13 protein-coding genes are annotated in these 13,897 nt (G+C 46.2%); 6 read left to right on the top strand and 7 right to left on the bottom strand.

Translation table 11 applies throughout. The features are described 5' to 3' along the window. Positions 1 to 91: 91 nt before the first annotated feature. Together gabD and gabT are read right to left on the bottom strand one after the other, a co-directional pair. A complete protein-coding gene (gabD, locus tag AC0OMA_RS02260; RefSeq protein ID WP_015382777.1) occupies positions 92 to 1,480 on the bottom strand; it encodes a succinate-semialdehyde dehydrogenase in 1,389 nt (462 codons plus the stop codon). A gap of 68 nt (positions 1,481 to 1,548) precedes the next feature. Continuing rightward, positions 1,549 to 2,859 (bottom strand): 4-aminobutyrate--2-oxoglutarate transaminase, encoded by a 1,311-nt coding sequence (gabT, locus tag AC0OMA_RS02255; RefSeq protein WP_474221858.1) that lies wholly within the window; start codon positions 2,857 to 2,859, stop codon positions 1,549 to 1,551. 105 nt (positions 2,860 to 2,964) lie between these two features. Between gabT and gabR the strand changes: the two genes are divergently transcribed. Next, positions 2,965 to 4,404, top strand: coding sequence for a MocR-like transcriptional regulator GabR (gene gabR, locus AC0OMA_RS02250; protein ID WP_474221857.1), 1,440 nt, complete (start codon positions 2,965 to 2,967; stop codon positions 4,402 to 4,404). A gap of 1 nt (position 4,405) precedes the next feature. Here the strand turns inward: gabR and AC0OMA_RS02245 are convergent, their stop codons facing one another. Then, a complete protein-coding gene (locus AC0OMA_RS02245) occupies positions 4,406 to 4,720 on the bottom strand; it encodes an ArsR/SmtB family transcription factor (protein WP_003234476.1) in 315 nt (104 codons plus the stop codon). A gap of 139 nt (positions 4,721 to 4,859) precedes the next feature. Between AC0OMA_RS02245 and AC0OMA_RS02240 the strand changes: the two genes are divergently transcribed. The 4 genes from AC0OMA_RS02240 (at position 4,860) to AC0OMA_RS02225 (ending at position 8,393) form a co-directional block, all read left to right on the top strand. Then, a complete protein-coding gene (locus AC0OMA_RS02240) occupies positions 4,860 to 5,147 on the top strand; it encodes a putative quinol monooxygenase (RefSeq protein ID WP_003234477.1) in 288 nt (95 codons plus the stop codon). Between the two features lie 16 nt (positions 5,148 to 5,163). Continuing rightward, positions 5,164 to 5,913 (top strand): oxygen-insensitive NADPH nitroreductase, encoded by a 750-nt coding sequence (gene nfsA / locus AC0OMA_RS02235; protein WP_003234479.1) that lies wholly within the window; start codon positions 5,164 to 5,166, stop codon positions 5,911 to 5,913. Positions 5,914 to 6,076: 163 nt separating this feature from the next. Continuing rightward, on the top strand, positions 6,077 to 6,955 hold the full coding sequence (locus AC0OMA_RS02230; RefSeq protein ID WP_474221856.1) for a TetR/AcrR family transcriptional regulator: 879 nt from the start codon (positions 6,077 to 6,079) through the stop codon (positions 6,953 to 6,955). 19 nt (positions 6,956 to 6,974) lie between these two features. Beyond that, entirely contained in the window at positions 6,975 to 8,393 is a 1,419-nt protein-coding gene (locus tag AC0OMA_RS02225) for an MDR family MFS transporter (protein WP_014478836.1), read from the top strand. A gap of 46 nt (positions 8,394 to 8,439) precedes the next feature. On the opposite strand, the gene yclQ is transcribed toward AC0OMA_RS02225, so the two are convergent. From yclQ to yclN, 4 genes are read right to left on the bottom strand one after another with little or no spacing between them, the layout of a single operon-like run. Beyond that, positions 8,440 to 9,393, bottom strand: a complete 954-nt coding sequence (yclQ, locus tag AC0OMA_RS02220) for a petrobactin ABC transporter substrate-binding protein YclQ (protein ID WP_015482797.1) — start codon at positions 9,391 to 9,393, stop codon at positions 8,440 to 8,442. A 21-nt stretch (positions 9,394 to 9,414) separates the two neighbouring features. Continuing rightward, complete coding sequence (gene yclP / locus AC0OMA_RS02215; RefSeq protein WP_003234487.1) at positions 9,415 to 10,173, bottom strand: petrobactin ABC transporter ATP-binding protein YclP; 759 nt, start codon at positions 10,171 to 10,173, stop codon at positions 9,415 to 9,417. Next, positions 10,167 to 11,114 carry a petrobactin ABC transporter permease YclO gene (gene yclO / locus AC0OMA_RS02210; protein WP_003246705.1) on the bottom strand — a complete coding sequence of 316 codons (948 nt, stop codon included), beginning with the start codon at positions 11,112 to 11,114 and terminating at the stop codon, positions 10,167 to 10,169. The genes yclP and yclO overlap by 7 nt, the downstream gene beginning before the upstream one ends. Beyond that, positions 11,107 to 12,057 carry a petrobactin ABC transporter permease YclN gene (yclN, locus tag AC0OMA_RS02205; RefSeq protein ID WP_015382768.1) on the bottom strand — a complete coding sequence of 317 codons (951 nt, stop codon included), beginning with the start codon at positions 12,055 to 12,057 and terminating at the stop codon, positions 11,107 to 11,109. Before yclN ends, yclO begins: the two co-directional genes overlap by 8 nt. Positions 12,058 to 12,441: 384 nt before the next feature. Here yclN and AC0OMA_RS02200 point away from each other — a divergent pair, with 384 nt between their 5' ends. Then, on the top strand, positions 12,442 to 13,806 hold the full coding sequence (locus AC0OMA_RS02200; protein WP_181218240.1) for an aspartate kinase: 1,365 nt from the start codon (positions 12,442 to 12,444) through the stop codon (positions 13,804 to 13,806). The last annotated feature ends 91 nt before the right edge of the window (positions 13,807 to 13,897 follow it).

Here is a 13,897-nt window from a genome sequence, read left to right as displayed (position 1 = left end):
CTGTTATTTTGGCTGGAATTGTTGTGATTATTCGCCGGAACACAAAAAGAGCTGCCGGAAAATCCGGCAGCTCTCAGGAGCTTGCATTCTTTTATAAACCGATGGACAAATATTTTGTTTCAAGGTACGGCTCGATACCTTCTGAACCGCCTTCACGGCCAATGCCGCTTTCTTTCATTCCGCCGAATGGCGCTTGAACCGCTGACGGTCCGCCGTCATTCCAGCCGATAATGCCATACTCTAGATTCTCGGAAATATAGATGCCGCGGCGGTAGTTTTCTGTGAAGAAGTATGCAGCCAAGCCATACGGTGTATCGTTGGCAAGCTGAATCGCTTCATCAATATCAGAAAACGTGACGATCGGGGCGACCGGGCCGAATGTTTCCTCATGCATGATGTTCATGGACGTATCGACATCGGTGAGCACTGTCGGATTCACAAAGTAGCACCCTTTGTCATCGTTTCGGTCATATGTGCCCCCAGCAATCACTTTTGCGCCTTTTTCAACCGCATCATCTATTTGGCTGACGATTTTTTCGAAGCCTCGTTTGTTGATGATCGGTCCGACATTGACGCCTTCCTCAAGTCCATTTCCGACTTTCAGCTTAGACACTTGCTCGCTCAGTTTCGCAGCAAATTCATCCTTGATGGACTCATGAACGATCAGGCGGTTGGCACATACGCAGGTTTGGCCGGCGTTTCGGTATTTGGACGCCATCGCCTGTTCAACGGCAAGGTCAATGTCTGCATCTTCATCTACGATCAGCGGGGCATGTCCGCCGAGTTCCATTGAGACGTGCTTCACGGTGTCCGCGCTGTTTTTCATAAGGATTTTCCCTACAGGTGTTGAGCCTGTAAACGTGATTTTGCGGATTTTCGGACTGCTTGTGAACACATTTCCGATTTCTTCTCCATCACCGATCACAACCTGAAGAACATCCTTCGGAATGCCAGCTTCATATGCGAGGCGCGCTAGTTCATAAGCAGACAGCGGTGTGTCTGGCGCCGGCTTGATGATAAATGTACAGCCAGCGGCAAGAGCAGGCGCCGCTTTGCGTGTAATCATCGCATTCGGGAAATTCCAGGGCGTGATAGCAGCAACGGGGCCGACCGGCTGGCGTGTGACAACAATTCGTTTACCAGTTGTCGGGGCCGGGACCGTTCTTCCGTACACACGCTTCGCTTCCTCTGCGAACCATTCGATATAGCCTGCGCCGTAAAGTACCTCGCCGACTGCTTCCTGGTATGGTTTTCCGTTTTCCTTTGTAATTAAATCTGCAAGCTCTTCTTTATGTTCAACAATCAGCTCATACCATTTTTTCAAAAGAGACGCTCTTTCGTTCGCTGATGTTTTAGACCACGTTTTAAACGCTTGATGTGAACGTTCAATGGCTTCTTCTACCTCTGTGGCTGATTGCTGAGGAATCGTTTTGATCTCCTCGCCCGTAGCCGGGTTGTAGACCGTTAATTGATCTGGCATATTGAACATTCCTTTCTTTTCATGATTACTTAAAATGATAGCAGACCCAGCCGTTTTCTTTCCAATGATTAAGCTCGCAGGCCCGCCTCCAAGATACTGAGCCCTTCATTTAAAAGGCTGTCTGAGATGACGAGCGGTGTCAAAAAGCGGATGATATTACCGTTAATTCCCGCTGTCAGCAAAAGTAATCCGTTTTGATTCGCATAGGCCGCGATCGCTGCTGCTTTTGCTTTATCAGGCTCACGCGTGTCTGGATCCTTGACGATTTCGATTGCGGCCATCGCCCCGAGCCTGCGGATGTCACCGATGAACGGGAATTCTTCTTTCCACTCATACGCCTTGTCTTCAATGATTTTGCCAATTTCTTCAGATCGCTCATTCAGTCCTTCTTCTTCGATAATATCCAAGACTGCCAAAGCCGCCGCGCAGCCGAGCGGGCTGCCGGCATACGTGCCGCCCAGCTCCCCTGGCGCTGCCGCATCAAGCATTTCCGCACGCCCGATCACACCGCTTAATGGCAGGCCTGCCGCAAGCGATTTAGAAACCGTGATCAGATCGGGCACTACATCAAAGTGCTCAATTGCGAAATAAGTGCCAGTTCTGGCAAAGCCGGTTTGGATTTCATCAGCAACAAAAACAATGCCGTGTTCTTTGCAGAATGAAGCGACGTGCTGCACGAACCGTTTCGAAGGAATAATAAACCCGCCTTCTCCCTGCACTGGCTCCATCACGACACACGCCACCGTTTCAGGCGCCACTGAAGCGATAAAGAAATCATTGAATGCTTGAATGACCATATCGTCATAGCTTTCATCACTCATGCCGGCCGGCTTCTGATAATAATAAGGGAACGGCGCTTGATAAACCTCTGGCGCAAAAGGCCCGAAACCGAATTTATAAGGTTTTACCTTACTTGTCATGCTCATCGTCATATTCGTGCGTCCATGAAACCCGCGCGTAAACGAGACAACGCCTTGGCGCTTTGTATACTTTCTGGCAATTTTCACAGCGTTTTCGACCGCTTCTGCCCCTGAGTTAAGCAAAATCGCTTTTTTCTCATGGCTGCCCGGTGCAATGCCGCATAGTTTTTCGGCTAACTCGATATAAGACGGGTACATCATGACATTGAAGCCAGGATGAATCAGCTCCTCTGCCTGCCGCTTCACAGCCTCAACCACCTTCGGATGCGAGTGTCCGACATTTAACGTGCCGATGGCGCCTGCAAAATCAATAAATCTCCGGCCGTCCAGATCGTACAGCTCGGCCCCTTCTCCTTTGACCGCCAGACTGCGGTTGCCGTTGCTCACACCTTTTGACACAAATTGATCCCGTTTTTGCTGCCATTGTGCAGTTGTGATGCTTGCTGTTGTTTGACTCATATGAATATCCCCCTGTCGGTATTTTCTTATCATTCTGACTTCTCTTTGGTATGATGAAAAGTACCAATTATAACTTTTTGATGGTATCAGAAGGAGAAACTACAAATGGATATCACGATTACACTCGATCGTTCAGAACAAGCCGATTATATCTATCAGCAAATTTATCAAAAGCTGAAAAAAGAAATCCTCAGCCGCAATCTGCTGCCGCACTCGAAGGTTCCCTCCAAGCGGGAGCTGGCTGAAAATCTCAAGGTCAGCGTAAATTCAGTGAATTCAGCCTATCAGCAGCTGCTGGCTGAAGGGTATTTGTACGCCATTGAACGAAAGGGTTTCTTCGTGGAGGAGCTAGACATGTTTTCCGCCGAGGAGCACCCTCCATTTGCACTGCCGGATGACCTAAAAGAGATTCACATCGATCAGAGCGATTGGATATCGTTTTCACACATGAGTTCCGATACAGACCATTTTCCGATCAAAAGCTGGTTCCGCTGCGAGCAAAAAGCGGCCTCCCGTTCATACCGCACGCTCGGCGATATGTCACATCCGCAAGGGATATATGAAGTGAGAGCGGCCATTACCAGGCTCATTTCCCTGACGAGGGGTGTAAAATGCAGGCCGGAACAAATGATCATAGGGGCAGGCACACAGGTGCTCATGCAGCTGTTGACTGAGCTTTTACCCAAGGAAGCCGTGTATGCGATGGAGGAGCCTGGCTACAGGCGCATGTATCAGCTTTTGAAGAATGCCGGAAAACAAGTAAAGACGATCATGCTGGATGAAAAAGGCATGTCGATTGCTGAAATCACCAGACAGCAGCCTGATGTGCTGGTGACCACCCCGTCGCATCAGTTTCCGGCCGGAACGATTATGCCTGTATCCAGAAGAATTCAGCTGCTGAACTGGGCAGCCGAGGAGCCGCGCCGATATATCATTGAGGACGATTATGATAGTGAATTCACATATGATGTAGACAGTATTCCGGCGCTGCAAAGCCTCGACCGTTTTCAAAATGTCATCTATATGGGAACCTTTTCAAAATCCCTTCTCCCCGGCTTGCGGATCAGCTATATGGTGTTGCCGCCTGAGCTGTTGAGGACATACAAACAGCGGGGCTATGATCTGCAGACTTGCTCATCACTTACACAGCTCACCTTGCAGGAATTTATCGAGTCTGGTGAATATCAGAAGCATATAAAAAAATTGAAGCAGCATTATAAAGAAAAGAGAGAACGCCTGATCACCGCTTTAGAAGCAGAGTTCAGCGGAGAGGTTACCGTAAAAGGGGCAAATGCGGGGCTGCATTTTGTTACCGAATTTGATACCAGGCGCACCGAACAAGACATCCTGTCACATGCTGCCGGGCTGCAGCTTGAAATATTCGGAATGAGCCGATTTAACTTGAAGAAAAACAAGCGGCAAACGGGCAGGCCCGCTCTCATTATCGGCTTTGCACGGCTGAAGGAAGAAGATATTCAGGAGGGTGTGCAGCGGCTTTTCAAAGCGGTTTACGGACATAAAAAAATCCCCGTTACAGGGGATTGATTCACCAGCGGTCCTGGTCTACATTCAGCACGGCTTCAAGCAGGCCCGGAAATGCCTTTTCAAGGTCTTCAGCGCGAAGCGAATAATACCGGCGCTTTCCTTCTATCCGAACTTGAGCGATACCTGATTCTCTCAAAACTTTAAAATGATGCGACAAAGTCGATTTGGCAACCTGCACATCTGCACAGGTGCTGCACGTTTTTTCTTTTGCTTCAGCTAATTGCTTGACGAGCTCTAAACGAAGCGGATCACTAAGTGCATGAAGAACCTTTGTCAGCTGCAATGTTTCTGTTTCTGGATGGTTTGGAATGTTCATGACACAAATGTATCACACAACAATTAGAATGACAATTTTACTATTTAAGGGTTTTTCCTTTACCTCATTTAGAATACATGTTACATTTAGTTCGATGAAATTCGAACAATAAATTCACATAACAACGGAGGAGATTTACATGATCGTATTACAAGCTTACATCAAAGTAAAACCAGAAAAACGCGAGGAATTTTTGAGCGAGGCTCAATCACTTGTTCAGCATTCAAGAGCTGAGGAAGGCAACGCGCAATACGACCTATTTGAAAAAGTAGGCGAAGAAAATACATTTGTCATGCTTGAAAAATGGAAAGATGAAGCGGCAATGAAATTCCATAACGAAACTGCGCATTTCCAAGGATTTGTCGCAAAAGGAAAAGAACTGCTGAGCGCTCCTCTTGATGTTGTCCGCACAGAGCTTAGCGAGTAAAGGAAGGGTGTCTCATATGAATGAAGTGATTAAATCTTTAACAGACCACCGCTCGATTCGCAGCTACACAGATGAGCCTGTAGCTCAGGAGCAATTGGACCAAATCATTGAAGCGGTGCAATCAGCCCCTTCTTCTATCAACGGACAGCAAGTGACTGTGATCACAGTCCAGGATAAAGAGCGCAAAAAGAAAATCTCCGAGCTGGCAGGCGGCCAGCCATGGATCGATCAAGCTCCTGTTTTCCTGCTGTTCTGCGCAGATTTCAACCGGGCCAAAATCGCGCTTGAAGATCTGCATGATTTCAAAATGGAAATCACAAATGGATTGGAATCTGTTCTTGTCGGCGCAGTAGACGCTGGTATTGCCCTCGGCACAGCAACAGCAGCGGCTGAGTCACTCGGACTTGGCACAGTTCCGATCGGTGCGGTTCGCGGAAACCCTCAAGAGCTGATCGAACTGCTTGAGCTTCCAAAATACGTGTTCCCTTTATCCGGCCTTGTCATTGGGCATCCTGCCGACCGTTCAGCGAAAAAACCGCGCTTGCCGCAGGAAGCTGTCAATCATCAGGAAACTTATTTGAATCAGGATGAGCTGACGTCTCACATTCAGGCATACGACGAACAGATGTCTGAATACATGAATAAACGGACAAACGGAAAAGAAACAAGAAATTGGTCACAGAGCATCGCTTCCTACTATGAGCGCCTGTACTATCCGCACATCCGTGAAATGCTTGAAAAACAAGGATTTAAAGTTGAAAAATAAGCTCTTATTCGGCCTGTCGGATTTTCCGGCAGGCCTTTCATTTACCCGGTTAAAATCCATTGACTTCTATTTTGTTTATTTGGTAAAATTTTTTCATAGTTACTCATTGGTTTTCTGTGAACCAATGGGTTTTCTAATGTTCAAGAAAGAAGGAAGCCATGAGATGCTTGATAAAAAAACAGATATCTTGTTAGCCGCGCGAAAGCTTTTTTCGGAAAAGGATTTTACGTCGGTTTCCATGCAGGCGATCGCAGAAGAATGTAAGATGTCAAAAGCTTCGATATATAAGCTGTTCCAATCTAAAGAAGATCTGCTTTTGGAGCTGCTGTCATTTAACCAGAAGCAAATGGTGGCCGCAGCCTCAAGACTTCAGGAAAATACCGCACTTACACCGGAGGAGCGTTTGACGCAAAAGGTCAAAATGGAACTGGAGGGCTTCAGGCGGAATCAGCAGTTTTTCAATATGATGACCTACGGAAACCCCAAGCTGCATAATGACCGGGTCAAACAGCATATCCATCAGACCAGATCGACGATTATCTGCTGGCACCGCGATTCGCTGATCCAGGCGTATGGAGAAACCATTCTCCCGTTTGTGTGGGATTTGGTCATCATTCTTCACGGCATGATGCGTGAGTTTTTAATGCTGATCAAAATCGAGGAAAAACCGCTTGAGCTTGACCCGATCGCAGAGTTTATCATCAGCACCCTCAATCAGATTATCAAAAACAGGGAAACCCGCCAGTCTCTTCTTCCGCCCGAAGCAATCGAGCTTTATATTCATTCAGCATCCTCCTACAAGCCAAAGGATAAATCAGTCCTATTATCGGAAAGCCTGAAAGAATTACATAAAGGCATCTCTTCCCTGTCCGCCGCGGACTATGACGTAGATGAACTGACTTCCGCAGCCGCTATGCTGGAGGAAGAAGCCAAGAAGGAAGAACCCCGCGCTTTTTTACTCAAATCACTGATTGGCTATCTGGAACAAACCGGTGTTTTAACACAGCCCGTTTCCATGTTAAAAACACTGTTAATTACTTAGAGAAAAGAAGGGATATGTATTGAACACAAGTATTGAACAAAAACCTTTTAACCGTTCTGTCATTGTCGGCATTTTGTTAGCCGGAGCGTTTGTGGCGATTTTGAACCAGACATTGTTGATTACCGCACTTCCCCATATCATGAGGGATTTCAATGTCGATGCCAACCAAGCACAATGGCTGACCACATCATTTATGTTAACCAACGGGATTTTAATTCCGATTACTGCGTTTTTAATTGAGAAATTCACAAGCCGGGCGCTGCTCATCACAGCAATGAGCATTTTCACTGCCGGAACAGTCGTCGGAGCGTTCGCGCCGAACTTCCCGGTTCTGCTGACAGCACGTATCATTCAAGCGGCTGGAGCCGGCATTATGATGCCGCTCATGCAGACTGTATTCCTGACAATCTTTCCGATTGAAAAGCGCGGCCAGGCTATGGGTATGGTCGGATTGGTCATCTCATTCGCGCCTGCGATCGGACCGACTCTTTCCGGATGGGCTGTCGAAGCTTTCTCTTGGAGATCATTGTTTTATATTATTCTTCCGTTTGCTGTGATTGATTTGATTCTTGCCAGCATCCTGATGAAAAACGTGACGACTTTAAGAAAAACACAGATTGATATTTTATCAGTCATCCTTTCAACATTTGGGTTCGGCGGCCTTCTATACGGCTTCTCAAGCGTCGGCTCTTACGGCTGGTCCAGTTCAACCGTCTTGATTTCACTGCTGGTGGGTGTCATCGCGCTGCTCTTGTTTATCACAAGACAAATGAAGCTTGAAAAACCGATGCTGGAATTCCGCGTCTTCACGTTTGGCGTTTTCAGCTTAACAACACTGCTGGGAACCCTCGTCTTTGCATTATTGATCGGTACGGAAACCATCCTGCCGCTTTATACACAAAATGTCAGAGACGTCACAGCTTTTGATACAGGGCTTATGCTCCTTCCGGGAGCCGTTGTGATGGGCTTTATGTCGCCGATTATCGGCAGAATTTTTGACCGTGTCGGCGGAAGAGGGCTGGCGATTGCCGGTTTCTGCATCATCTTCCTGACATCTCTGCCGTTTATGCAGCTGACTGACCATACATCACTCGCTTGGATTGTCGTTTTATACACTGTTCGTCTCTTAGGCACCGCCATGATCATGATGCCGGTGACAACAGCCGGAATCAACGCGCTTCCGCGCCACTTGATTCCGCACGGAACTGCGATGAACAACACGATTCGCCAAGTCGGCGGCTCGATCGGAACCGCACTATTGGTTTCCGTGATGAGCAACCAGGCGGCACATGCAGGCACGACAAATGTGAAGCACGCCGCCCTGCACGGCATGAACGCCGCTTTTATTGTGGCTGCCGTCATTGCACTTGTCGGCTTCCTTCTCTCATTCACATTAAAGAAACCTCAGCGCCCTGCCGAACAGCAGCCGGCACGCTGATTAACAAAAAAAGAGCCCCGCTACTTAGCGGAGGCTCTTTGTGGTTTTACTTATCTAAACCGTCTTTCACTTCTTTGATCATTTGCGCCATAGACTCAAGACCGCCTCCTGATAAGTACCAAGTAGCAGAATCAAGGTAGACGACATGATCATTTTTCACTGCGTTTACATTTTTCACATAATCATTTTCAACGACTTGTTTAGTAGATGATGTTTCACCGATCGCTGTACCGCGGTCAATGACAAACAGGTAATCCGGGTTTGTTTTTGAAATGTACTCGTAAGAAACACTTTGTCCGTGAGTAGACGCTTTGATGTTTTTATCAGCCGGTGTCACGCCGAACACGTCATGGATCAGGCCGTATCTTGATTTAGGACCGAATGCGCTGATCTTCCCATCGTTCGCCATGATGACGAGACCGTTTTTGTTAAGCTTTTCAGCCGTTTTCTTTACATCTGCGATTGAATGATCGATTTTTGCGAGTTCATCCTTCACTTCATCTTCTTTATCGAAGATCTTACCGATTGTTTCTGCGTCAGACTTAAATGATTCCATATACTTCGCTGTGTCTACGCCAAGGTAAATTGTCGGCGCAATTTTAGAGAATTCTTTGTAAGACTCAGATTGTCTTCCTGAGATAATGATCAAGTCAGGGTCTAAATCTGCCACTTTCTCGAAGTCTGGCTCTTTTAAGCTTCCGACGTCAGCATATTTGTCATCCTTGAATTTGGACAGATATTTAGGAAGGGCTTGTTTCGGCAGTCCCGCTACTTTATCATCAAGACCAAGTTTATCTAGTGTATCTAAGCTTCCAAAGTCAAATACGACAACTTTTTTAGGGCTCTTCGGTACTTTTGTTCCGTTTTTGTCCAGCTGGTGTTTCACCGTGATTTGTTCTTCCTTAGAATCAGAACCTTTGCTGCTTGTGCTTTGGTTTCCGCATGCAGAAATCACAACTGCCGTCACCAAAGCGATGAATAGTAATGCGAACTTTTTCATGCTCTTCACCTCTTCTATATATTAAGAAAAATAGACACCTATTCTTTGATTATCAATCGTCTGAATCGGGATGGTCATATCGTAGATTTCCTCAAGCACTGATGTTTCTATCATTTCTTCAGGCGGTCCTTCTTTTACGATTCGGCCGTTTTTCAAAGCGACGATATAGTCAGAATAGACTGAAGCAAAATTGATATCGTGAATGACGATCACGATCGTTTTTCCAAGCTCCTCTACCAGCCGTTTCAGCAGTTTCATAATTTCAACTGAGTGTTTCATATCCAGATTGTTCAGCGGCTCATCCAGAAAGATATAATCTGTGTCCTGGGCAATGACCATAGCGATAAATGCCCTTTGGCACTGTCCGCCGCTCAGCTGATCCAAGTATTTGTCTTGAATGTCTTCCAGCTTCATATAGCTAAGCGCCTGGTTGATATGAACCCAGTCTTCCTCTGTCAGCCGGCCCTGTGAGTACGGAAACCTGCCAAAACTAACGAGGTCTTTGATCGTGAGCCTGATATTGATTTGGTTCGCCTGCTTCAAAATGCTCATTTTCTTGGCAAGCTCTTTGCTGTCACATGCTCCAATCTCTTGTCCGTCTATGTAAATCTCGCCGGAATCTTTTTTGATCAGGCGGCTCATGATAGACAGCAGCGTACTTTTGCCGGCGCCGTTAGGACCGATAAACGAGGTGATTTTGCCCTTTTGAATCGTGACTGACGTCTCTTCAAGGACAACTTTCCCGCCATATTGTTTGCTTACATTTCTGACCTCTACCATGATTTATTCTCCTTTAACAGCAAGTAGATAAAATAAATCCCGCCGGCAAAATTAATAATGACGCTCAGCGTCGTTGAGAAGGTAAACACTTTCTCAACCACAAACTGCCCTCCGACCAGCGCAATGATGCTGATGAAAACGGAGCCTGCGATTAAGTATGAATGCTTATAGGTTTTCAGGAATTCTCTCGCCAGGTTGACGACCAGAAGGCCTAAAAACATAATCGGCCCGACTAGCGCTGTTGAAACAGAAACCAAAATCGCAACCACGATCAGCATCTGCTTCACCACTTTGTCGTAGTCAATGCCCAAATTCACGGCGTGCTCGCGTCCGAGCGACAGCACATCGAAAAATTTTGTAAAACGCCAGACATAAACGCCTGTCAGCAGGAAGATGATGAACGCGAGCCATAACAAATCCGTATTGATATTGTTAAAGCTGGCAAACATCTTGTCCTGCACAACTTGGAACTCGTTCGGATCAATCAGCATCTGCATAAAGGAAGACAGGCTGCTGAACAGCGTGCCAAACACGATTCCGATAAGCAGAAGGAAAAAGATATTTCTCCCCTCACCCTTGAACATGATCTGATACAAAACAAGAGAGAACAGGATCATCAGCAGAACAGATATGATAAAGTTGATGTTTTTATTCATGATGACCATATTCGCAGAACCGAACAAAAAGATAATGCCAGTCTGAATCAGCATGTAGAGAGAATCAAGGCCCAAAATGCTCGGCGTCAGGATGCGGTTGTTCGTAATCGTTTGAAAGATCATGGTCGAAAACGCAATCGCTCCCCCCGTCAGCACAATGGCTGCGACCTTTTTGATTCGTCTCGGCAGGGTGTAATCCCAATTGCCTAAGTCATAAAACAGAAACAAGCCGATACATACAATGGCTAAACCAACGAGCAAAGCTATTTTCATCTGGTTACGCATAAGCTTTTCTCCTTAACAGCATAAACAGGAAAATGCCGCTGCCGATGATTCCGACCATCAGGCCAATCGAGATTTCATAAGGGAAGATAATGATTCTGCCCAGTATATCGCAAAACAGCACAAACACCGCTCCCAACAGCGCAGTATGCGGCAGGCTGCTCTTCAGATTGTCTCCTCTGTAAATCGATACAATATTCGGGATGATTAAACCGAGAAACGGCAGCATACCGACAGTCAAAATGACAAGGGACGTGATCAGGGACACGATAATGAGCCCGATGTTCACAACCCGTTTGTACTTGAGGCCTAGGTTGACAGAAAAGCTTTCACCCATACCGGCCAATGTGAATTTATCCGCATACACATAGGCAATGATGACGAGCGGAATACTCAGATAAAGAAGCTCGTATCTTCCTTTCACGACTAAAGAGAAGTCTCCCTGCAGCCATGATGACACATTCTGGATCAAGTCATATTTATATGCGATAAATGTCGCGATTGAACTGACGATATTCCCGAGCATTAAACCGACAAGCGGAATAAAGATGGTGTCGTTAAACTTGATTCTTTCAAGGATTTTCATAAACAGAAAATTTCCTGCAAGGGCAAAGACAAACGCAATCAGCATTTTGATTAAAGGACTGGCGGATGTAAACAGCAGCAAGGAAATTAAAATGCCGAGCCTCGCCCAATCCATCGTGCCGGCCGTCGTCGGTGACACGAATTTATTTCTGCTGATCTGTTGCATAATCAAACCGCAGATGCTCATGCTTAATCCCGCGATGACAATGCTGATCAATCGCGGCAAACGGCTTGCAAACAGCGTTGACGCCTCTTGTTTGCTTAAATCGAAGAGATCAAGCGGCGAAAGATCTTCTACACCGATAAATACAGATGTGACTGCTAATATGATAAGTAGAATAAATAAGTAACGTAGCTTCATGCTGCCTCCTTACATCCTTACAGCAAAAAGAACGTATCTCCTACTCCGCAAGGACTCAAAACAATATGGCCATATAGTAATTGATTATCATTATCATTTACATATTACCATTTTTCTAGGGTTAGTCAATATTCTTTAAAAATATTAACCTAGTCATTTATCCATTTTACTAATCATTCTGACCATTTTCCATCTCAAAACGTTAGGCTGTTTACCATATTTATCTTTATAACGCAGGTATACGGTCAGCAAACTTGACATTATTCCTTGTGAGAAATACAAATGTTCTCTCCAGAAAGAAATTAACCCTTGATTTACAGGACTGAAAGAGAGATAATAAATACTAAATTTGTGTGAAAATTTTAAACATTAGGAGATGTAAACATGAAGGTCGTTAAATTCGGAGGCAGCTCACTTGCTTCAGGCGCCCAGCTTGACAAGGTGTTTCACATCGTTACCTCAGACCCGGCACGGAAAGCTGTAGTCGTTTCAGCTCCGGGAAAACGCTATGCCGAGGATACGAAAGTGACTGATCTCTTAATCGCATGTGCAAAACAATATTTGGAAACAGGCAGCGCACCTGAACTGGCGGAAGCTGTTGTGGAACGGTACGCTCTCATCGCCAATGAGCTTCAGCTGGGGCAAAGCATTATCGAAAAAATCAGAGATGATCTGTTTACGCTTTTAGAAGGAGATAAAAGCAATCCCGAGCAATACCTTGACGCAGTCAAGGCCAGCGGGGAGGATAACAATGCCAAGCTGATTGCCGCTTATTTCCGCTATAAAGGCGTCAAAGCGGAATATGTAAACCCGAAGGATGCCGGCCTCTTTGTGACAAATGAACCCGGCAACGCGCAAGTTCTTCCTGAATCCTATCAAAACCTCTATCGTCTTCGGGAACGTGACGGACTCATCATTTTTCCCGGTTTTTTCGGATTCAGCAAGGATGGCGATGTGATCACATTCTCACGGAGCGGTTCTGATATTACCGGTTCGATTCTTGCCAACGGACTTCAAGCCGATTTGTACGAAAACTTTACAGACGTAGACGCTGTGTATTCTGTCAATCCGTCCTTCGTTCAGAATCCAAAGGAAATCAGCGAGCTGACATACAGAGAGATGCGGGAGCTGTCCTACGCGGGTTTTTCAGTGTTTCATGATGAAGCGCTCATTCCGGCATTCAGAGCGGGGATTCCTGTTCAGATCAAAAATACGAACAACCCCTCAGCCGAAGGCACCCGCGTCGTCAGCAAGCGGGATAACACAAACGGGCCTGTCGTCGGCATTGCCAGCGACACTGGTTTTTGCAGCATTTATATCAGCAAGTATCTCATGAACAGAGAAATCGGTTTTGGCCGCAGAGCCCTTCAAATCCTGGAGGAGCATGGTTTGACGTATGAGCATGTTCCATCGGGAATCGATGACATGACGATCATTTTACGGCAGGGGCAAATGGATGCCGTCACTGAGCGCAGCGTCATCAAACGGATCGAAGAGGATTTGCATGCCGATGAAGTCATCGTCGAGCATCATCTCGCCCTGATTATGGTTGTAGGGGAAGCGATGCGCCACAATGTCGGTACAACGGCAAGAGCCGCCAAAGCATTATCAGAGGCACAGGTGAATATCGAAATGATCAATCAGGGATCTTCTGAAGTAAGCATGATGTTTGGCGTAAAAGAAGCCGAAGAAAGAAAAGCCGTTCAAGCGTTATACCAGGAATTTTTCGCGGGCGTGCTGATCTCTTAATCGTACATAAATAGCGGGCGGCAGCGCCCGCTATTTTTTATATCACCTTCATATAGCCTGATTGTTCATTTTTTCTCTTGTCCACTATTAT

It is taken from the genome of Bacillus sp. AMCV2 (genome assembly GCF_056033925.1).
This window is presented reverse-complemented; position numbering and strand designations above follow the sequence as displayed.